The organism is Cypionkella psychrotolerans, from assembly GCF_001294535.1.
GTDB lineage: Bacteria > Pseudomonadota > Alphaproteobacteria > Rhodobacterales > Rhodobacteraceae > Cypionkella > Cypionkella psychrotolerans.
Genome location: NZ_LGIC01000065.1, coordinates 218,298 through 239,076, shown reverse-complemented (window position 1 = coordinate 239,076; position 20,779 = coordinate 218,298). Strand labels below are relative to the sequence as shown.

18 protein-coding genes are annotated in these 20,779 nt (G+C 60.8%); 11 read left to right on the top strand and 7 right to left on the bottom strand.

Going from position 1 to position 20,779, the window contains the following annotated elements; translation table 11 throughout:
• Nucleotides 1–3: 3 nt before the first annotated feature.
• The 4 genes from AKV04_RS14345 to AKV04_RS14330 all read right to left on the bottom strand — a co-directional run bounded on the left by AKV04_RS14345 (nucleotide 4) and on the right by AKV04_RS14330 (nucleotide 4,034).
• Entirely contained in the window at nucleotides 4–768 is a 765-nt protein-coding gene (locus tag AKV04_RS14345) for an ATP-binding cassette domain-containing protein (protein WP_054007087.1), read from the bottom strand.
• Between the two features lies 1 nt (nucleotide 769).
• A complete protein-coding gene (locus tag AKV04_RS14340; protein ID WP_054007086.1) occupies nucleotides 770–1,822 on the bottom strand; it encodes an ABC transporter permease subunit in 1,053 nt (350 codons plus the stop codon).
• 132 nt (nucleotides 1,823–1,954) lie between these two features.
• A complete protein-coding gene (locus AKV04_RS14335; protein ID WP_054007085.1) occupies nucleotides 1,955–2,938 on the bottom strand; it encodes an ABC transporter substrate-binding protein in 984 nt (327 codons plus the stop codon).
• 187 nt (nucleotides 2,939–3,125) lie between these two features.
• On the bottom strand, nucleotides 3,126–4,034 hold the full coding sequence (locus AKV04_RS14330; protein ID WP_054007084.1) for a sugar-binding transcriptional regulator: 909 nt from the start codon (nucleotides 4,032–4,034) through the stop codon (nucleotides 3,126–3,128).
• 165 nt (nucleotides 4,035–4,199) lie between these two features.
• On the opposite strand from AKV04_RS14330, the gene AKV04_RS14325 reads away from it, so the two are divergent.
• Together AKV04_RS14325 and AKV04_RS14320 are read left to right on the top strand one after the other, a co-directional pair.
• Complete coding sequence (locus AKV04_RS14325; protein WP_235815645.1) at nucleotides 4,200–5,111, top strand: tagatose-bisphosphate aldolase; 912 nt, start codon at nucleotides 4,200–4,202, stop codon at nucleotides 5,109–5,111.
• A gap of 2 nt (nucleotides 5,112–5,113) precedes the next feature.
• Nucleotides 5,114–6,505 (top strand): ROK family protein, encoded by a 1,392-nt coding sequence (locus AKV04_RS14320; RefSeq protein ID WP_054007083.1) that lies wholly within the window; start codon nucleotides 5,114–5,116, stop codon nucleotides 6,503–6,505.
• Nucleotides 6,506–6,728: 223 nt separating this feature from the next.
• Here the strand turns inward: AKV04_RS14320 and AKV04_RS14315 are convergent, their stop codons facing one another.
• The 3 genes from AKV04_RS14315 to AKV04_RS14305 all read right to left on the bottom strand — a co-directional run bounded on the left by AKV04_RS14315 (nucleotide 6,729) and on the right by AKV04_RS14305 (nucleotide 10,923).
• Nucleotides 6,729–9,191 carry a M10 family metallopeptidase C-terminal domain-containing protein gene (locus tag AKV04_RS14315; protein ID WP_054007082.1) on the bottom strand — a complete coding sequence of 821 codons (2,463 nt, stop codon included), beginning with the start codon at nucleotides 9,189–9,191 and terminating at the stop codon, nucleotides 6,729–6,731.
• Nucleotides 9,192–9,369: 178 nt separating this feature from the next.
• Complete coding sequence (locus tag AKV04_RS14310; protein ID WP_156317549.1) at nucleotides 9,370–9,840, bottom strand: hypothetical protein; 471 nt, start codon at nucleotides 9,838–9,840, stop codon at nucleotides 9,370–9,372.
• 66 nt (nucleotides 9,841–9,906) lie between these two features.
• A complete protein-coding gene (locus AKV04_RS14305) occupies nucleotides 9,907–10,923 on the bottom strand; it encodes a LacI family DNA-binding transcriptional regulator (RefSeq protein ID WP_054007080.1) in 1,017 nt (338 codons plus the stop codon).
• A gap of 170 nt (nucleotides 10,924–11,093) precedes the next feature.
• Here AKV04_RS14305 and AKV04_RS14300 point away from each other — a divergent pair, with 170 nt between their 5' ends.
• The 9 genes from AKV04_RS14300 (at nucleotide 11,094) to rpsA (ending at nucleotide 20,691) form a co-directional block, all read left to right on the top strand.
• On the top strand, nucleotides 11,094–12,410 hold the full coding sequence (locus tag AKV04_RS14300; protein WP_054007079.1) for an ABC transporter substrate-binding protein: 1,317 nt from the start codon (nucleotides 11,094–11,096) through the stop codon (nucleotides 12,408–12,410).
• 96 nt (nucleotides 12,411–12,506) lie between these two features.
• Nucleotides 12,507–13,451, top strand: a complete 945-nt coding sequence (locus tag AKV04_RS14295) for a carbohydrate ABC transporter permease (RefSeq protein WP_054007078.1) — start codon at nucleotides 12,507–12,509, stop codon at nucleotides 13,449–13,451.
• Nucleotides 13,448–14,386, top strand: coding sequence for a carbohydrate ABC transporter permease (locus tag AKV04_RS14290; RefSeq protein ID WP_054007077.1), 939 nt, complete (start codon nucleotides 13,448–13,450; stop codon nucleotides 14,384–14,386). Before AKV04_RS14295 ends, AKV04_RS14290 begins: the two co-directional genes overlap by 4 nt.
• Nucleotides 14,383–14,571, top strand: a complete 189-nt coding sequence (locus tag AKV04_RS14285; protein WP_054007076.1) for a hypothetical protein — start codon at nucleotides 14,383–14,385, stop codon at nucleotides 14,569–14,571. The genes AKV04_RS14290 and AKV04_RS14285 overlap by 4 nt, the downstream gene beginning before the upstream one ends.
• Nucleotides 14,572–14,574: 3 nt before the next feature.
• Entirely contained in the window at nucleotides 14,575–15,669 is a 1,095-nt protein-coding gene (locus tag AKV04_RS14280; protein ID WP_054007075.1) for an ABC transporter ATP-binding protein, read from the top strand.
• The gene (locus AKV04_RS14275) at nucleotides 15,662–16,666 is read left to right on the top strand and encodes an ABC transporter ATP-binding protein (protein WP_054007074.1); all 1,005 of its coding nucleotides are present in this window, start codon (nucleotides 15,662–15,664) and stop codon (nucleotides 16,664–16,666) included. The genes AKV04_RS14280 and AKV04_RS14275 overlap by 8 nt, the downstream gene beginning before the upstream one ends.
• 10 nt (nucleotides 16,667–16,676) lie before the next feature.
• Nucleotides 16,677–18,299 carry a dihydroxyacetone kinase subunit DhaK gene (locus AKV04_RS14270; RefSeq protein WP_054007073.1) on the top strand — a complete coding sequence of 541 codons (1,623 nt, stop codon included), beginning with the start codon at nucleotides 16,677–16,679 and terminating at the stop codon, nucleotides 18,297–18,299.
• Between the two features lie 87 nt (nucleotides 18,300–18,386).
• Nucleotides 18,387–18,806 (top strand): c-type cytochrome, encoded by a 420-nt coding sequence (locus tag AKV04_RS14265; protein ID WP_054007072.1) that lies wholly within the window; start codon nucleotides 18,387–18,389, stop codon nucleotides 18,804–18,806.
• 220 nt (nucleotides 18,807–19,026) lie between these two features.
• A complete protein-coding gene (gene rpsA / locus AKV04_RS14260; protein ID WP_054007071.1) occupies nucleotides 19,027–20,691 on the top strand; it encodes a 30S ribosomal protein S1 in 1,665 nt (554 codons plus the stop codon).
• The last annotated feature ends 88 nt before the right edge of the window (nucleotides 20,692–20,779 follow it).

Sequence of the window (20,779 nt, the reverse complement as noted above, 5' to 3'; positions counted from 1 at the left end):
AACTCAGCCGCCAACCATCAGTTTGACGACCTCATCATGCGTGGTCTCGGAAATCTTGCGCTCCCCGGCCTGCACGCCACGGCGCAACACCACGATCCGATCCGCCACCGCGAAGATGTCTTGCAGGTTATGCGAGATAAAAATCACGCCCCTACCCTGCGCCTTCAACTGGTGGATCAACTGGATCACCTTGCGCTGCTCTGGCACGCCCAAAGCCGCCGTCGGCTCGTCCATGATCAGGATTTGCGCGTTCCAATACACCGCGCGGCCAATCGCAACTGCCTGCCGCTGCCCGCCCGAGAAATTCGACACCGGGGCATCCAGACGCGAGACATGAAAGTCCAGCAAAGCCATGGTGGACTTCGCCGCCTCGGCCATTTTCGCGCGGTCCAGCACGGGCAAGAAGCCAAACGCCTTGCGCATCGGCTCGCGGCCCAGAAAGATATTCGCGCCGATGGTCAGGTTATCAGCCAAAGCCAAATCCTGATAAATCGTCTCAATCCCAATATCGCGCGCCTCTTGTGGCGAGGCAAAACTCACCGGCTTGCCCTTCAGCAAAATCTCCCCAGACGAAGGCTGATACACCCCCGAAATCGCCTTGATCAGCGTGGTTTTGCCCGCGCCATTGTCGCCAGCCAGCGCCACAACTTCGCCCGCCCGCACCATCATCGTCAGATCATTCAGCGCCTGCACCGGGCCGAAATTCTTCGACAGGTTGCGCACTTCCAGCAGCGGTTCGCCAATTTTGGTTTGGCCGATTGGGGTCATCTCACTCACTTTGCCGCCCTCCCGAGAACCGCCGTTGCGCTTGGTCAATCAGCACCGAAATGATGATCACCACGCCCACCGAAATAAACTGCCAGAACGGCGCCACATTGATGAACACCAGCCCATATTGAATAACCGCGATCACGAACGCCCCGGCAACCGTGCCCAAAATCGTGCCCGATCCACCAAACAGGCTCGCCCCGCCGATCACCACGGCCGCCACCGAATCCAGCAACAGAGGCTCGCCCGCCTGCGCCGCCCCCGCGCTGAACCGCGCCGCATACAAAACCCCAGCCAAGCCCGCGCACATTCCCGACAGGATATAGAGCCGCAGCAAGTGCCATTTGATGTTAATCCCCGCCCGCCGTGCGGCTTGGGCATTGGCGCCAATCGCATAGTTATGCTGGCCGAACTTGGTCTGGCCCAGCAGGTAATGCATCACCAGCACGAACACCGCCGTCACCAGAATGATATAGGGCACGCCGTAAATCTTGCCGTTGCCAAGGGCCGCAAACACCTCGTTCTTCACCGGAACCGTGGTGCCACCCGCCAGCAAAAACGCCACGCCGCGCGCCACGCCGAACATCCCCAACGTGCCGATAAACGGCGGCACTTTCAGCAACGCCACCAGCAAGCCGTTGATAAACCCCGGAATGGCCGAGATCGCCACCGCCACCAAAGACCCCAGCAGCACCGCAGGCCAAAACCCCAAACCCGGCGTCAGCCAGTTGATCACATGCGCCGCGACCACCGCCGCCAGCCCCATGATAAAGCCCATCGACAGATCAATCCCGCCCGAGATGATCACAAACGTCTGCCCAGTCGCCAGCAACAACGGTGCCACCGCGAACACCGCAATCGACTGGATGTTAAACGGGTTGAACAGGAAGGTGCCGCCAAAATCCAGCCGCGACCACAGCTCAAAGCCCAAAATCAGAAAGGCCAGAAACAGCCAAGCCCGCAGATCGGCGACGCGCTGCAACAGGGTGCGCGCCTTGTCGGCATGATCGGCTTGCGGGGCGACATGCGGTGCCGCAACAGGGGGGGATGTCATGTGAAATTCCTAAACTTGGGCAGACCTATGGCGGCCCGCGCAACACCAAGGCACCCAGCTTGAGGGGCCGTCTTGGGTCTGTAAACTTGGGCAGGTAAAATGGGGGAGGGTTCTGCCCTCCCCCAAAATCGCTCACTCAGAGTAGATGTATTTCGCCACTTCCGGGTCGTCGATGTTCGACTTGTCCATGATGGTGAAACCAGTGCCAATCGACACCGGGATCGAATGGCCGGTCAGATGGGCATAGGCCGAAACCACGCCGTAATAGCCGATCTCTGCCGGATGCTGCGCGATGGCCACGTCCACCAGACCCGACTTGATGTTGTCGACAATCGAGCCCGGTGCGTCAAACGCCACGACCTTGATATTGCCGGTCTGGCCCGCTTGCTGAACCCCGGTGCCTGCGCCCAAAGCCGAGAACAGGTTGGCCCCGAACACGCCCTTCAGATCCGGATCGCGCGCGAACACGCCTTGCAGCTGCGAGGCGGCTTTGTTGGCGTCATCCTCGTTGAACTGGGTTTCCAGCACGGTGACTTTCGGGAAATTCTCGGCCATTTCGGCCTTGAAACCTTCTTCACGCTGATCGGTGGTGGAAATCCCCGGCTTGACGTTAGAGACGAACACCTTGCCCTCGCCGCCAATCGCATTGGCCAAGGCCCGCGCCGCCATCCGGCCACCCAGCACGTTATCCGAAGCAATGTAAGACAGCGGGAAATCGCCATCGCCCGCCCCGGTCTGATAAATGCCAGTGCCGATGAACGTATCGACCGTGATCACCGGAATCCCCGCGTCATTGGCCTTTTTCAGCGGCTCAATCAGCTGCACCTTGTCGGTCGGCGCGATCAGAATCGCATCGGGGCCACGCGCAATCACCGCGTCCAGCACAGGAACCTGCGTCACCGGGTTGAAGTCCGGAGCACCCTGGAACACCAGCTCGACGCCCAAAGCATCCGCCGCCGCCTGCGCACCCTTTTGCATGGTAATATAGAACGCATCGGTGGTCAGACCCGGAACCAGCGCGATGGTGTATTTCTTATCTTCCGCAACCGCCGAACTGGCGATCGAAAATGTCAGCGCCAATGCCGAAGCCGCGCCCAGAAAACTACGACGTTTCATTCATATTCCTCCCTGAATACCCGCCGGGCCACCTCCTCAAGTGGCAGAGCAGTTGGCTGTTTCACGCAACACGAGCGCCGCCAATGCCCCGGATAACACGTCGTTCATCCGGCTTCGTCAAGAGAAATATTTTGCTGCAAGTATTTTCTTTGCTTTACCGACTCCAGCCAAACCCAGAATCGCGGCCCTAATCCCGCCGCGCCAAAGCATCCAGAACCGCCTCCGCTGTCCGGGTATCGGTCAGCAAGCCCGAGATCAGCCCCGCCCGTGCCGCCCCAATGATAGAAGGCACTTTCGCCTCGCCCACAGCCACGCCAATCACCAAAGGCGCACGGCGCAACTGCGCACAAGACACCGCGATCATCGCACCCTCGCCGCGCCACTGAATGACCTTGCCCTGCGCATCAAAATAATGCCGCACCACATCGCCCGCCGCCTCGGCCAGATCCGGGTCGCCCACATCGGTCGCCCCTTGCGTCGGTCGATCCAAGCCGTAAGGCAGACCAACCCCCACCACTGCCACGTCAATCCGGTCCCACAGCGCCACCGCAGTCTGCACCGCAGGCTCGGCGAGGAAAAAATCCAACGCCTCAGGCGCAGGCAAATACGGCGCATGGATAAAATGCGGCACGCCACCCGTCACTTCGGCAGCCCGGCGCGAAAACTCATTGCTCTGGAAATGCTGGGCGTGCTGGCTCATCCCGCCTGTCGACGGCACCACCGCCACCCCCGGCAAACTGGGCAACCCGCCGTCGATGATCGCCGAGACCGTCCGCCCCCAGCCCACCATCAGCACCGAGCTTTGCCCCAGCCCCTGCGCTCCCACCATCCGCGACAATGGCCCGGCCAAAGCCTGCACCCCCGCCGCCACCGGCGCATCCACCGCCACCACGGCGCGCAACCCCAAGCGTTCCGCCAGCATCCCGCCCAACGCATCCGGCGCGTGAATATCCCGCACCTCAATGCGCACGATTCCCTCGGCCCGCGCCCGTTGCAGCAGGCGCGAGATCGTGGCCGTCGACAGCCCCAACTGCTTGGCGATCTGAACTTGGCTCAGATCCCCCTCGTAATGCAGCTTGGCGACGGTGTGCAGCATGGCTCGGTTTTCACCGATGACGGCTCCGCTGGAAATTGACAGGTTGCAATTCCTTTCTGCAAGGTGTTACACGTTTCGCAGATCAAGCTTATCCCGCAATATCCGCGTTCAGGCAACTGGCATCTTCGTCACCGCCGCGCCGCGCCAAATATCTGGAGACTCCCGATGGCTGCCCCGATGTCTAGCATGACAACCGCCGAACGCCGCGGCTATCAACAAATCTGCGGCGACGATGGCGCGATGATGGTGATCGCCTGCGATCAACGCGGCGGCATGCGCACGCTTTTGGCGAAAACCGCCGAGGAACAGGCTGCGATTTCCAACGCCACCTTGGGCGAAACCAAGATGGACATCACCGCCTATCTTGCCCGCCAAGCTGGCTGCGTGCTGGTCGATCCGCTTTGCGCGGTGCCCGCAATGGTCGATGAAGGCGCCATCCACCGCTCGACAGGCCTCTTGATCGGCCTAGACGCGTCGGGGTTTGATCTCACCCCCGAGGGCTACCGGATCTCCAACATGGTCGAAGGCATCAATGCCCGCCGGGTCCGCGAATTCGGCGGCACTGGCGCGAAAATCATGATCTACCTGCGCTCGGATACCCCTGCGGCGAACACCACCAACATGGCAACCCTGCGCGAATCCATCGCCGATTTCGCCGCCGAAGACCTGCTGTTGGTGGTCGAATTCCTGACCTATGCTTTGCCCGGCGAATCGCCCGAGGCTTACGCCGCCAAGATCCCCGAACTGATCGAAGGCGGCTCAAAGCTCTGCCTTGATGCAGGCTCGAAAGTACTGAAAATCCCCTATCCGGGCACCCCCGAAGCCTGCGCCAACATCACCAAAATGTGCGGCACTGTGCCGTGGGCCGTGCTGTCCGCAGGCGTCGATCACGCCACCTTCCTCGGCCAAGTCGAGATTTCGATGGCGAACGGAGCCTCTGGCGTGATCGCTGGCCGCTCGCTGTGGAAAGACTGCATTTCGCTGGACCGCGCCGTCACCAAGACCCGGTTGGAAACCATCGCCGTCCCCCGCCTGCGCGAAATCCAAGCGGTTATCGCGAAACATTTCAAGGCCTAAACATGACAACGGGAACCGCCATTGGCATCGACATTGGCGGCACCCGCCTCCGCGCCGCCCGTGTGACGGGCGGCGTGATCGAGGCCCGCGCCAGCGCCGACAGCGCCCGCGACCCGGCTGAAGTCACCGCCCGCGTACTCGAGTTGGTGGCCAAGGTGCGCAACGAGGCCGTCACCGCCATCGGCATAGGCGTCCCCGGTCAAGTCCACGCCGCCACTGGCCGCGTGCTGTCCGGCGGCTATGTCGACCTTTCGGGTTTCGACTTCGTGGGCCACATCGAATCCGCCACTGCCCTGCCCGTCGCGCTGGAAAACGATGCCACAATGGCCCTGCTCGGTGAGGCCGCCTATGGCGCGGCGCAAGGCCAGCAAAACGTCGTGATGCTGACCATCGGCACCGGCATCGGCGGCGCGATTCTCGACCAAGGCCAAGTTCTGCGCGGACGCGGCGCGGCGGGCCAACTCGGCCATATCGGCATTGATCCCCAAGGGCGCAAATGCGTCTGCGGCAAGATCGGCTGCGTGGAAACCACCAGTTCCGGAACCGCCTTCGGCGTGCATCTGGCCGAAGCAGGCTTGCCACCCGACACCCGCGCCGAAGATCTGCTCACCCGCTCCGACCCCAACGCCCGCGCCGTGATCCACGCTTGGGCCGCACCGCTGCGCGCCGCCATCGACACGCTCATCGCCACCCTCAACCCCGATTGCGTGTTGATCGGCGGCGGTGCCGGGACCCCCGCCCACGCCGCCCTCGCGCAATTCCCGGCGCGCGACTCATGGTTCAAAGCCGCCGTCCTCGCCGCCAGCTTAGGCGACGATGCAGGCGTGATCGGCGCGGCCACCACCGCGCTCAAAAACCGCCCCCACAAACGCGCGGTCTTCGTCAACGGCGTTCCAGCTTCCGGTAAATCCGGCGTTGCCCGCGCTTTGTCCGATGCCACAGGCTGGCCAATCCTCGCGCTAGACACCGTCAAGAACCCGTTCCTCACCATCCTGCCGCCCGGCGATCGCCTGTTCAACCGCACTCTGGGCCGTGCCTCTTACGCCGCCATCTTCGATCTGATCGCTGACGCCCCCGCCAACACCACCGTAATCATCGACGCGTGGTTCGGCTTCCAACCCATCGAGACTCTGCAAGCCCATATCCAACGCGCAGGCCTCACCGAGATCGCCGAGATCTGGTGCCACGCCCCGCCCGAGACCATCGGTGCGCGCTACACCGCCCGTCTGGGCAGCCGCCCCGCAGGTCATCCCGGCGGCGATTATGTCCCCGAACTGGTCACACTCGCCCAAGGCGCCAAACCCACAGGCCTCGCCCCCCGCATCGAGGTCGACACGACAAAGCCCATCAACGCCAAACCGCTCACGGACTGGCTCGGCAATCTCTGGCGTTGACCCAAAAGCCAGCGCGAGCCGACCGCGACATCTCTCCCAAATTACTCTTTTCAAAATACTCCCTGCGGAGCATCCAGCAGCCGCCACCCGCGCCGCGCCAAAACATTAAGAAATCCTTAAACCCGCCTTCCAACCCACTGACAAAATTCAATAAAAAAATGGTCCCGCGTTGGGACCACCTAAAAAGGGCCGACCCCAAAGGCCAGCCCCCTTCAAACCCCGATCAAATAATCGAAAACTCGCCCACCCCAAAGCCCAGCACATTCGCACCGACATTGGCAAACACCAACCCCACAGCGCCGCCAAATCCATCGGCATCATAAAACACATTCCCCGTATCGGTCTCATAAATGATCCGATCCGAAGCCCGCACTGCCAGCCCCGTCAGGTTCGCCGCGAAATTCACCGCCGCCAGCGCCCCCACCGACAGCACCCCAAACACCGCATCATCCAACTGAATCCGATCCTGCGCCGAAACATAGCCGCTGATCGTATCAGAATTCGCAACCCCCGCGGCGGCACTAAAGATGAACGTGTCAAAATCCGCCCCGCCAATCAACAGATCCTTGTCCAACCCGCCGTTCAGCACATCATTGCCGGTGCCGCCGTTCAGCGTATCGGCCCCCTCCATCCCATTCAGCGTGTCTTTGCCGCCCAGCCCGATCAGCTGGTTCGCCGCCTTATTGCCGATAATGGTCTGCGCCAAACCATTGCCGGTCAGATGGATCACCGTGGAAAGCGCCGCGTTGACCGTGCTGAGGATCTCGATGTCATCATCCACTGCCAAGGCAAAGCTGGCCGAGGCCCAGACCCGGTCCGCCGTGCCCTGCCCGGCGGTTTCAATGATGCTGTCTTGCTGGGTGTTGACAAAATACCAGTCGTTTCCGGCCCCCCCGCTCAGCGTATCATTGCCCGCACCGCCGTCGAGATGATCGGCCCCACCAAGCCCGAACAGATGATCATTTCCGCCCAAACCCGCCAGATTATTGCCCGTCAGATGCAGCGCCTGCGTCCCGGCAGCGCTGGTGGTGCTGAGAAACTCGATATCATCGTCCAAAGCGAGGCTGAAGCTGACCGAGGCGGTCACCCGATCGCCCGTACCGCCGCCAGCAACCTCATTGATACGGTCCAAAGCATTGTCGACAACATAGGTGTCGTTGGCGGCGCCACCCGTCATCGCATCCCGGCCCAGTCCACCGTTCAGCGTATCCGCCCCCGCACCGCCGTCCAACGTGTCATTGCCGCTGCCGCCGATCAATATATCGCTGCCATTATTGCCGCGCAGCAGGTTGTTGCTGGCATTGCCCACAATCGCATCATTGCCGCTGCCACCAAACGCCCGCTCCACCACCGTGCCATAGGCGATGCCCATATTCAGCCGCCCGCCTAGCACGTCTGACGAAGCGCCCTGCCGCAGATCAATCACCTGCGCGTCGGCGAATCCCGACATATCGACGGTATCGGTGCCACCATTGTCGAAGATGGTGAAGGCGACATAATTGTCATTCGCCGGATCATTCAAACTCACCGCCGCATCCAGCGCCGCATTGCCGATGTTGGAATTATAGCCATAGGTGGTGTTGCCGGTGCGGGTGGTGGTGGACAGCCCATAAAGATTGCCGATCGCCAGAATATCCGCGATCATCGGCGTCAGCACCCAGCGGAACTGCGCGTTGACGAAGGTGTTGTAATCCACCGAATCGCGGGCAAACTCGTCATGGTCAGACTGCATGTAGGACATGATCGACAGATGTTGCGAGTCGTTCAGATAGTAATTGGAGGTGCCAAAGGTGGCCGAGCCATTGTAATTGCCGCCATGCCCCAAGCCCAGCGCGTGGCCCAATTCGTGAATGGTGGTCTCAAAGGCGTAACTGTCCAGCGTGGTGCCAAACTCGGTCAGCCAGCCCGTGGTGATCATCAGCGACGAGCTGGTGATCGTGCCATCGGCCAGAGTCACATTGTTGTTGTAAGCAGTAATGTCCGCATCGCTATCGTCAAACGTCATCTGCGCCGCACCCGCCGTCGCAGCGAAGGTGATGCCGCTGACATCCGACCACATCTGCAAAGCCTGCACCGCCAATGCCGCGCCAGCCGCCGTCAACTGGGTGACATTATAGGTGATCGTGCGCCCACCAGACAAATCATAGGCGGTGGCGGTGACGTTCTCTGACGAGTCTGAACCAAAAAACCGCTCAAAATTGTTGGTCAGTTGCCAAGCTACCTCATCCGCCGTCAGCACCATGCCCGCCGCCTCATGGCGCACGGCCGAGATCAGGAAATCACCTGACCCCGTGCCAAAACCGCTGGCATCGAGATAATACGTCCCGGTCGTCGTCGCAGTAAACGTCACCTGCGCGTTCAGCGACAACTCGCCACCGGCATCGTCATTTGACACCAGTGCCGCCCCGCCAGCATTGCGCAGCGTCAGAAAGGTATCCGGCAACGGCGTGCGCCCCACCCCCAACAGCCGGAAATCATAGCTTTGCCCCGCAACCAGCGTGATCGCAAACCAGTCATGATCATTCGCCGCATCCACCGAGCCATAAGTGCTGGTGCCAAGTGTCAGGCGCGCGGTTGTCGCACTGCTGCCAGCGACATCCACCAGCGGTAAAGGCAGCGCTTGGATCGACACATCGTCGGTCGTCAGATCTCTGATCGAAAAGGGACGGGGGGACGCGGCAGGCATATGAATCTCCTTCGTTTAATCACGAAAAGTCCCGCAAAATGAGCGACAGTGAACAGAATGCTCGGTCGATTGGATTGGGTTGCAAGCAGCAGCATGGTCCCAAACGGGGGTTTCTTAGGCATTCTCGAAATTTTAACATTCGGCAAACAGTCTGTCTATGCCGCCATCCGGCACAAACTCAGCGCAGTGTTTCCAGCAGGCTGACCAGCGGATAGACCAAAGCCGCCGCCGAGCTGGCCTGCAGCGGCGCATCCACGCTGCCCAACCGCATTTGCTGCGTCGCAAAGGCCACGAACTGCCCCTGCACCTGCCGCCCGACCGCCAGCGTCACCATGGCACGATGCGCATCGCGTGGCGCAACGGTGACAACCAGCACCTGCGCGCCCTCTGGGGCTGCGGCCTCGGGGCTGAGCGCCCGGCCAGACTGCCGGGCAAAATCCTCCCGCAGCCGCGCGCAAAACCCCGGCACTTCGAGGCGTTGAGCAGCCTCAAACTGACACTGCAGCCCGACGGGGGCCTGTTGCTTCACCATGATAACCCCCTGCTCTCCACACTCCGGCACAGATTCCGCTGTCGCCGCACCAAACGCCAAGCCCCAAGCGACACTCAGCGCCAGCATCCCCCCGATCTGCAATACATGCTTAAGCATCAGACCCTCCAACCCGGACTCGGCTCCAGACAAAGCGCTCTTTAACGCCGCCTGCCAAGCCCCAGCTTACAGGTTCTCCTTAATGAAAATCTCAATCCTGATCTTTTCCTGCGAGGCCAAAATCTCGCGCCGATCACAGCGCGCCCGCAAAATCCGCATCGCCGAGCGCACCAGATGGCCGGGGTCTTGCGTGATCAGCGCATCGATTTCACCCGACAGCAGGGCAGCCTCGGTGAACGGCGTGCGCTCATGCGCGATAATGGTGGCGCGGGTTGGCTGCGCCGTCACAATCTCCAACGGCACCCGCGCTTCCGGCCCCAGCACATAGACGCCCGAAATCCCCGCATGGCTGGCAAAACTGGCGCGGATGATGCGCGCAGAACGCTCGGGGTCGCCGTAGGTTTCCAAGGACGGCAGCACCGTCAGATGTGGATAATCGGCGTGGATCACCTCATCAAAGCCCAAACGCCGTTCCAGACTGTCGCGGGCGTGCATGGTTTCGGCCACCACCAGAATTTTCCCCGGAACGCTGGGTGCAAACCGCCCCATCAACCGCCCTGCCGTCGCCCCCGCCGCCCGGTTGTCGATGCCAACGAAATCCTCCGGCGCGCTGCCGATCTGGCCCGAGATAAAGCTGACCGTGGCAATGCTGCGCTCGGCCAGCCGCGCCATCGCATCGCGCACCTGCGGAAATTCGGGGGCCATAATCGCCACGCCATCCACTTGATCGGCATCCAACGCCCCGAGCAGGTTGGCAATCTGATGCGGATCACTGTCATGGATGTGGCGCACCTCGGCCCGCATCATCTCGGCGGCAAAGGCCAGATTGGCTTCCTCGATTCGTGCCACCACCTCGGCCAAAAACTGATCACCCCCGCGCGGCAACAGAAACAAAAACCGATAATCCTTGCCCCGCGCCAGATTGGCCGCAACCATGTTGCGGATAAACCCCAGCTTTTCAATGGCTTGATTGACCTTCTTCACCGTGCCTTCGCGCACGCCAGAACGGTCGTTCAGCACACGATCCACCGTGGCAAGGCTGACACCCGCCGCAATCGCCAGATCTTTCGTCGTCGGTCGCATCGTTATTTCATCCCCTCTTGCATTTGTTTTCCCTGAAATCCCCGCAGCTTGCAATGCATTTGAGGCACGCACCTCAAAAAACACTTGCCATGAGGCACGCACCTCATTTAGCCTTCCCTCAGCAAAGAGTCGTGGCGAGGAGGCCGTGGCCTGCAACCGGGAGGAATAAAATGAACGCGAAGCTGCTGCTTTCCACGGCGTCCGTCGCCATCATGGCCATGAGCGCCGCACATGCCGAAGACCTGACCCTGTGCTGGGCCGCATGGGACCCCGCCAACGCCCTGATCGAGTTGTCGAAGGAATATGAGGCCCAATCCGGCAACACCATGCACTTTGAATTCGTGCCGTGGACCAGCTTTGCCGACCGTATGCTGAATGAGCTGAACTCAGGCGGCAAACTCTGCGATCTGATGATCGGCGACAGCCAATGGATCGGTGGTGCCGCTGAAAACGGCCAATATATCAAGCTGAACGATTTCTTCGACGCCAATGGCATCAAGATGGATGATTTCATCCCCGCCACCGTCACAGGCTATGCCGAATGGCCCAAAGGCACGCCGAACTACTGGGCGCTACCCGCTTTCGGTGATGTGGTCGGCTGGACCTACCGCAAGGATTGGTTCGCCAAGCCCGAACTGCAAGCCGAGTTCAAAGAGAAATACGGCCACGACCTCGCCCCGCCCGCCACCTTTGACGAGCTGAAGCAGATCGCCGAATTCTTCCAGAACCGCGAGGTTGACGGCAAAAAGGTTTACGGCGCCTCAATCTACACCGAGCGCGGGTCCGAAGGCATCACCATGGGCGTGATGGATGTGCTGTATTCCTTTGGCTTCAAATACGACAACCCGGAAAAACCCTATGATATGGAAGGCTTTGTGAACTCGGAAAGCGCCGTCAAGGGGCTGGAGTTCTACAAATCGCTCTACGATTGCTGCGTGCCGCCGGGGTCTTCCAACGGCTATATGGGCGAAGGCGTCGATGCCTATAAATCCGGCCAAGTCGCCCTGCAAATGAACTTCGCCTTCACCTGGCCCGGCTTTAACACCGATGCCAATGTCGGCGGCGACAAGACCGGCTATTTCGCCAACCCAGCCGGCCCGAACGGCGATAAATTCGCCCAGCTTGGCGGTCAGGGTATCTCGGTGGTGGCCGCTTCCGACAAGCAAGACGCCGCCCTCACCTATATCAAATGGTTCGCCCAGCCCGAGGTGCAGGCGAAATGGTGGAAACTCGGCGGCTATTCTGCGCTCCGCGCCGTGGTCGAAGACCCCGGTTTCGCCACCAGCCAGCCCTATGCGCAGACCTTCCTTGATAGCATGGCAATCGTGAAGGATTTCTGGGCCGAACCCAGCTACGCCACCCTGATGCAATCGTCGCAAAAGTGGTTCCACGGCTATGTGGTCGCCGGAAACGGCACGGCTAAGGAAGCGCTCGACGGGCTCGTCGCCGATTGGCACGCGACCTTCGAGGAAGAAGGCAAATACTAAGCCAACCCTGCTGAAAGGCAGGTCCGCGCGAGGCTCTTGAGGGCCAACAGAGCCTCGCGCATGATGCTTAAAGCGGCCCTCAGGAAAGCTCATCCCATGCCCGATCCAATCCAGCGCGTCGCCCTCGCCACGCCGCCCAAACTTGCACACCAAATTCGCGGCCTCTCCGACCGCACAATCGCGTGGCTGTTCGTCGCCCCCACCATTTTCCTCCTACTCGCCGTCAACATCTTCCCGCTGATCTGGACCATCCGCCTGTCGCTCACCAACTTCCGCACCAACCGCCCGAACAACGCGGTGGAATGGGTCGGCATCGAAAACTACCGCAAAATCCTGACCAACCCCGACACCTGGGCATCCCTGCAAGCCACCGCGCATTTCCTCGTCTGGACCATCACCCTGCAAGTGCTGATCGGCTTTACACTCGCCTATCTGATCAACAAAAAGTTCCGCAGCAATGATCTGTGGACCACTTTGATCGTGCTGCCGATGATGCTGTCCCCCGCCGTGGTCGGCAATTTCTGGACCTTCCTCTATCAGCCGCAAATCGGATTGTTCAACTATTTCATTGCTTTCCTGACAGGTGCCGACCCCGCCAGCTTTTCGATGATCGGTGAAGTCGCCCTCGCACCTTGGGCCATCATCATCGTCGACACTTGGATGTGGACGCCCTTCGTCATGCTGATCTGCCTCGCTGGTCTCCGTTCGATCCCGCCAAGCATCTACGAAGCCGCCGAGTGCGACCGCGCCTCGAAATGGCGGCAATTCTGGACCATCACCCTTCCGATGGCCCTGCCCTTCCTGATGCTCGCCGTGCTGTTCCGCGGCATCGAAAACTTCAAAATGTTCGATCTCGTCGTGCAACTGACAGGCGGCGGCCCCGGTGCCACAACCCAGCTAACCTCCATCGACCTCAAGCGCGAAGCCTTCGAGAAATGGCGCACCGGATACGCCTCTGCCTATGCCGTGATCCTGTTTGTCACCGTCTTCGGCCTCGCCTCGATCTACGTCAAAGCCCTGAACAAGGTGAAAGACAGATGAGCTATTCCATCACCGAGCCGTCATCCCGCCAAAAGTGGATCGCCGGTGGCTTAGTCATAGCCTACGCCATCCTCACCCTGCTGCCCCTCGCATGGATCATCGCCACCGGGTTCAAAACCCCCGCCGACGCCATCGCTTATCCGCCGAAAGTGCTGTTCACGCCGTCGCTGGAAGGCTACGTCAACCTGTTCACCTCGCGCTCCCGCGTCACGCCAGAAGACCTCGCCGCCCTCGGCCCACCTTCCACTTGGTATGACAGCATCGTGCGGCAATACGGCATGGTGATCACGGGTGCCTCGCGCTACGGCGAGAGGTTCCTGAACTCGATCATCATCGGTTTCGGTTCCACCTTCCTGTCGGTTTTCCTTGGCACCATTGCAGCTTACGCGTTCAGCCGATTCAAGGTACCGCTGAAAGATGACCTGCTGTTCTTCATCCTCTCCACAAGGATGATGCCCCCCATCGCTGTCGCCATCCCGATTTTCCTGATGTATCGCCAGCTTGGCCTGTCCGACACCCACCTCGGCATGATCCTGCTCTACACGGCGGTCAACCTGTCGCTTTCGGTCTGGCTGCTCAAAGGCTTCATCGACGAAATCCCCATCGAATACGAGGAGGCCGCGCTGATCGACGGCTACACCCGCTTCCAAGCCTTCTACAAAGTGGTCCTCCCACAAGCCGCCACCGGCATCGCCTCCACCGCGATTTTCTGCCTGATCTTCGCCTGGAACGAATACGCCTTCGCGGTCCTTTTGACCTCCGGCACCGCCCAAACCGCGCCGCCCTTCATCCCCACCATCATCGGCGCGGGCGGCAAAGACTGGCCCGCCGTCGCCGCAGGGGCCACCCTGTTCCTGCTGCCGATCATGGTCTTCACCATCCTGCTCCGCAAACACCTGCTGCGCGGGATTACATTCGGGGCAGTACGCAAATGAAAAACTTTCTCAATGGCCTGACCCGCTTCCGCCGTGGCCCGTGGGAGATGCTCGCCACCATCTTGATCGCCCTTGGCGTCTTCATGCTGATGCAGCCCTTCGCCTTGATCTTGTTCACCTATTCTTTCGTGGTGACGCTTATCGGCACGGTGATGTTCATCATCACCAGCCATTTCCCGGAGTAGCCGATGGCCCAGATCGTCATCAAAAGCCTGCGCAAAGAATTCGGTGCGTTTACGGCGGTGCAATCCTCCAGCTTCACCATCGAGGACGGCGAATTTTTCATGCTGCTCGGCCCCTCGGGTTGCGGCAAAACCACCACCCTGCGGATGATTGCAGGGTTGGAATTGCCCACCGCAGGCGAGATTTTCATCGACGGCGCAGAGGTGTCCCAAAAGCCCGTCAGCCAGCGCGACATTGCCTTCGTGTTCCAGATGTTCGCGCTCTATCCGCATATGAACGTGCGCAAAAACATCTCTTACCCCCTCGTCAGCCAAGGCATGAAGCGCGACCAAGTCCGCGCCAAAGTCAACGAAGTCGCCGAAATCCTCGGCATCACGTCGATCCTCGAAAAACCCGTTGGTGGCCTTTCGGGCGGCGACCGCCAACGCGTCGCCCTTGGCCGCGCCATCGTCCGCGACCCGGCTTGCTTCCTGATGGACGAACCCCTCGGAGCACTCGACGCCGAATTCCGCGAACACATGGCCCTTGAACTCCGTGCCCTGCACGACCGGATGCGCGCCACCACGGTTTACGTCACGCATGACCAACTCGAAGCCATGCAGATGGGCGACAAAATCGTGGTGATGAACCACGGCGTTGTCGAGCAATTCGGTCGCCCGCAGGAGATCTACGACTGGCCCGCCACCACCTTCGTCGCCCGCTTCATCGGCTCGCCCGCGATGAACCTGCTGAATTTCGACGGCATGGTCGGCAACGGCTCCACCCAAGTCACGCTCTCCGACGCCGCCATAAAAATCCCGCCGATGATCAGCGGCGCAAGCGGCCCCCTCACCCTCGGCGTGCGCCCCGAGCACATCCGCCTAGACGACGCGGCCCCGCTCAAAGCCCGCATCCGCGCCGCCGAATACCTCGGCACCACCCAGATCATCACACTCGACACCCCGTACGGCCCGGTCAAAGCCCGCATCGCCTCAACCCAAGCCGCCACCATCGGCGACACCACGGGTCTGGCTTTCGATGCGCGCTCGATCACTCTGTTCGACCCCACCGGCCACGCGCTGATCTCTGAGGCTAATCAAAAGGTTCTGTCCCATGGCTGAGGTGATCCTGAACAACGTCTCAAAATCCTACGGCCCCCAGCCCGCCCTCAGCGGCGTCAGCATGACCATCCCCGACGGCGCATTCGTCGTCCTCCTCGGCCCAACCGGGGCAGGCAAAACCACCACCCTGCGCCTCGTCTCCGGCCTAGACACCCCGACCTCTGGCGACATCCTCATCAACGGCCAGACCACCAAAGGCCTCACCCCCGCCCAGCGCAATGTGGCGATGGTGTTCCAACAATACTCGCTGTACCCGCACCTGACCGTGCGCGAAAACATGGAATTCCCGCTGAAATCGCCGCTTTTGCGCACACCGCGCAGCGAGATCACCCGCAAAGTCGCCGAAGTCGCGGAGATCCTGCAAATCTCCCACAAACTCGACAACAAGGCGACCGCCCTATCTGGTGGCGAGATGCAGCGCGTCTCCATCGGTCGCGCCCTTGTCAGAAACCCCGCCGTCTATCTGATGGACGAACCGCTCAGCAGCCTCGACGCCAAACTCCGCGCCGATCTTCGCGTTGAACTGAAGAATATCCAGTCCAACCTCGGCGCCACCTTCCTCTATGTCACCCATGACCAGATCGAAGCGATGACGATGGCCACCCATGTTGGCGTGCTGGATCACGGCAAACTCGTGCAATTCGGCACCCCGCGCGAAATCTACGAACTACCCGTCAGCATCTACGCCGCAGGCCGTCTCGGCCAACCCCATATCAACATCCTGCCCGCCGATATCTTCGGCCCTGCCCCCGCCAACGCCACCCATATCGGCCTGCGCCCCGAGCACATCCACCAAGGCGACGGCCAGGAGGCGCTGGTGAAACGCATCGAGCACTTGGGCGATCAAACCCGCCTGCATCTGTCGTTCAAAAACCACGACCTGACCACCGTGACCGAAGCCCACACCCAACTGCGCAGCGGTGATATCCTGAAAATCCAACCGCAAAATCCGTTCTATTTCGACGCCACAGGCGCTCGAATTGACACACGCATTTAAGGAGCCCGCCATGACCCAATTCATGAACAAACGCGAAAACATCGTGACCGAGGCGATTGACGGCTTGCTGATGGCCTCGGGCGGGCGGCTTTTGCGGCTCGATGGCTACCCGCATATCCGCGTCGTGCTGCGCGCCGATTGGGATAAAACCCGCGTCGCCCTCGTTTCGGGCGGCGGGTCCGGCCACGAGCCTGCGCACGCGGGTTTCGTCGGCCCCGGTATGCTGACCGCCGCCGTTTGTGGCGATGTGTTCGCCAGCCCTTCGGTTGATGCGGTGCTGGCAGGCATCCTCGCCGTCACCGGCCCCGCGGGCTGCCTGCTGATCGTCAAAAACTACACCGGAGATCGCCTCAACTTCGGTCTCGCCGCCGAACGCGCCCGCGCCTTTGGCCTGAAGGTCAGCATGGTGATCGTCGATGATGACATCGCCCTCCCCAACCTGCCGCAGTCGCGCGGCCTTGCGGGCACCCTGTTCGTGCATAAAATCGCGGGGCACCTTGCCGAGCATGGTCACGACCTATCCGCCGTCACTGAAGCCGCAGAACGGGTGATCGCCGGGACAAAATCCATCGGCATGTCGCTGGATACCTGCACCGTGCCCGGCTCGCACAAGGAAAACCGCATTGCCCCCGGTATGGCCGAGCTTGGTCTTGGCATCCACGGCGAGCCGGGCGTGGAACAGGTTGATTTCAACAGTGCCGCCCATGCGATGGCCGCGATGATTGACAAGCTGTCGATTGCGGCAGGCAGCGGCCCCTATGTCGCCCTGTTGAACAACCTCGGCGGCGCTTCGGTGTTGGAAATGTCTGTGCTGACCTACGAGATTTTGCGCGCACCGCTGGCCGCGCAGATCAAATACATCATCGGGCCTGCCGCGATGATGACCTCGCTGGATATGCGCGGGGTATCAATCTCGCTGTGCCCGCTGACGCCCGAGGACGAAGCGGCACTGACCTGCCATGTGCCCCTCGCCGCCTGGCCCGGCTGTCACCGCTGCACCGCCGTCAAAACACGGGCTTTGCCGGACGGTCTCACCCCGATCCGCCCGATTCCATCGCACCATCAACCCACCAAGGATTTCCTGATCAAATGCTGTCAGATCATGATTTCGCTGGAATCTGACCTGAACGCGCTGGATGCCAAATCCGGCGACGGCGACACTGGATCGACCCTTGCAGGTGCCGCCCACGCCCTTATCGACGCTGTCGATCAGCTGCCGCTGTCAGATCACACCCAACTTTACCGCGCCATCGGTCTGGAACTCAGCCAAACCATGGGTGGCTCCTCCGGCGTGCTGCTGGCGATCTTCTTCGCCGCTGCGGGCGATGCCGCGTCAAGTGGCCTGACCATGCGCGACGCCCTGCGTGCCGGGCTTGATCGGATGCAGCAAATCGGCGGCGCAAAACTTGGCGACCGCACGATGATTGACGCGCTGCAACCCGCGCTTGATGCGCTGGACGATGGCCTGCAAGCCGCCGCAGATGCCGCGCGCACCGGGGCCAACCACACCGCCACCATGCTGACCGCCAAAGCGGGCCGCGCCGCTTATATCAACGCAGGCAACCTCAGCGGCCACATCGACCCCGGCGCCGAGGCCGTGGCGCGGCTGTTTGAAGCACTCTGCAAAAGTTGATGTGAATCAGCGCCGCGCGCACTATGTTCTGGCAAGCGGGTGCAATCACCGCCCCCGCTTGCCAGCCCTATAAAGGAGCCCGCCCCGATGAAAGCCGCCGCACCAAAATCAGCCCTTCTCGCTCTCAGCCTGCTGGTCGCCACCCCCGCCCTCGCCGAAGGTGACGCGGGCAAAGGCGAAAAACTGTTCAACCGCTGCAAAGCCTGCCATTCAATCATCGCGGCGGACGGCACCAAGCTGCAAATGGGCGGCAAAACCGGCCCCAACCTGTTTGGCGTGATTGGCCGACCGATCGGCAGCTTCCCCGATTTCAAATACGGCACCGGCCTGCTGGCGCTGAATGCCAAAGGCGATGTCTGGGACGAAGCGAAACTCGCCGCCTATATCACCAACCCGACCGCTTGGGTGAAAGAAGAATCCGGCGATGCTTCTTTGAGCGCCAAAATGGCCTTCAAAATGGCCAGCGGGGCCGAGGATATGGCGGCCTATCTGGCAACGATGAAGTAGGGCATCCCACCGCGCGCCAATCCGACGATTTATCGGCGGTCCAGCGCGCGCGCCGCCCTATAATGCTTGCAGAATCCCGCCATTCCGCCTAAAGACGCCAACGATTGCAGGGTCGGGCACAAGCCACGGCCCTGTCCTTATTGCAGCCAAGACCGGCGGAGCCAACCGCATGGCCAGTGACATATACGAAAAGGACCCAAACTACATGAACTCCAAAGCTATGGACGAATTTGAAGCACTTTTGAAAGAAAGCTTCGAAATTGACACCCCCGAAGAGGGAACGGTTGTCAAAGGCAAGGTTATCGCTATCGAAGCGGGCCAGGCCATCATCGACGTCGGCTACAAGATGGAAGGCCGCATCGATCTGAAAGAATTCGCGAATCCCGGCGAAGCTCCGAATATCAACGTCGGCGACACCGTGGAAGTCTACCTCGACCGCGTGGAAAATGCCCGCGGCGAAGCCCAAATCTCGCGCGAGAAAGCCCGCCGCGAAGAAGCTTGGGATCGTCTGGAAAAAGCCTATGCGACCGAGACCCGCGTCGATGGCGCGATCTTTGGCCGTGTCAAAGGCGGCTTCACCGTGGATCTGGGTGGCGCTGTCGCCTTCCTGCCGGGCAGCCAAGTTGACGTGCGCCCCGTGCGCGATGCTGGCCCGCTGATGGGCATGAAGCAGCCGTTCCAGATCCTGAAAATGGATCGCCGTCGTGGCAATATCGTGGTGTCGCGTCGCGCCATCCTCGAAGAGTCGCGCGCAGAACAGCGTGCTGAAGTCATTGGCAACCTGACCGAAGGCCAAACCATTGACGGCGTTGTGAAAAACATCACCGAATATGGCGCATTCGTCGATCTGGGCGGCGTTGACGGCCTGCTGCACGTCACCGACATGGCTTGGCGTCGTGTCAACCATCCGTCGGAGATTCTGGCGATTGGTGAGACGATCAAGGTGCAAGTCATCAAGATCAACAAAGACACCCACCGCATCAGCCTTGGCATGAAGCAACTGCAATCCGATCCGTGGGATGCCGTTGAGAAACTCTACGCCATCGGCACCGTGCACAAAGGCCGCGTCACCAACATCACCGATTACGGCGCCTTCGTGGAGCTGGAAGCCGGTGTTGAAGGCCTCGTCCATGTCTCGGAAATGTCCTGGACCAAGAAAAACGTCCACCCCGGCAAGATCGTTTCGACCTCGCAGGAAGTGGAAGTTATGGTTCTGGAAATCGACAGCACCAAACGCCGCGTTTCCCTGGGCCTCAAGCAGACCCAGCGCAACCCGTGGGAAGTGTTTGCCGAAACCCATCCGATCGGCACCAACATCGAAGGCGAAGTCAAGAACATCACCGAATTCGGTCTGTTCGTTGGCCTCGACAACGACATCGACGGTATGGTTCACCTCTCTGACCTGTCGTGGGATCAGCGCGGCGAAGACGCGATCCAGAACTACCGTAAAGGCGACACCGTCACCGCTTCGGTCACCGAAGTTGACGTTGAAAAAGAGCGTATCTCGCTCTCGATCAAAGCCTTGGGCGAAGACACCTTCACTGATGCGGTTGATGGCGTGAAACGTGGCGGTATCATCACCGTCGTGGTGACCGCGATTGAAGAAGGCGGCGTTGAGGTTGAATACAACGGCGCGAAATCCTTCATCCGCCGTTCGGACCTGTCGCGGGAACGCGCTGACCAACGCCCTGAGCGTTTCAGCGTTGGCGACAAGATCGACGTGCGCGTCACCAACATTGATCCGAAGACCCGCCGCATGGGTCTGTCGATCAAAGCGCGTGAGATCGCTGAAGAGAAAGAAGCTGTCGAGCAGTATGGTTCGTCCGATTCGGGCGCCAGCTTGGGCGACATCCTCGGTGCCGCTCTGAAGGGCGACAAGAACTGATCTGACCTTAACGGTTGGTGAAAAGGGACCCCGTGGCAACACGGGGTCCTTTGCTTTGGCAGCTTTAGCTTGCAATTTTGTTTGTGCC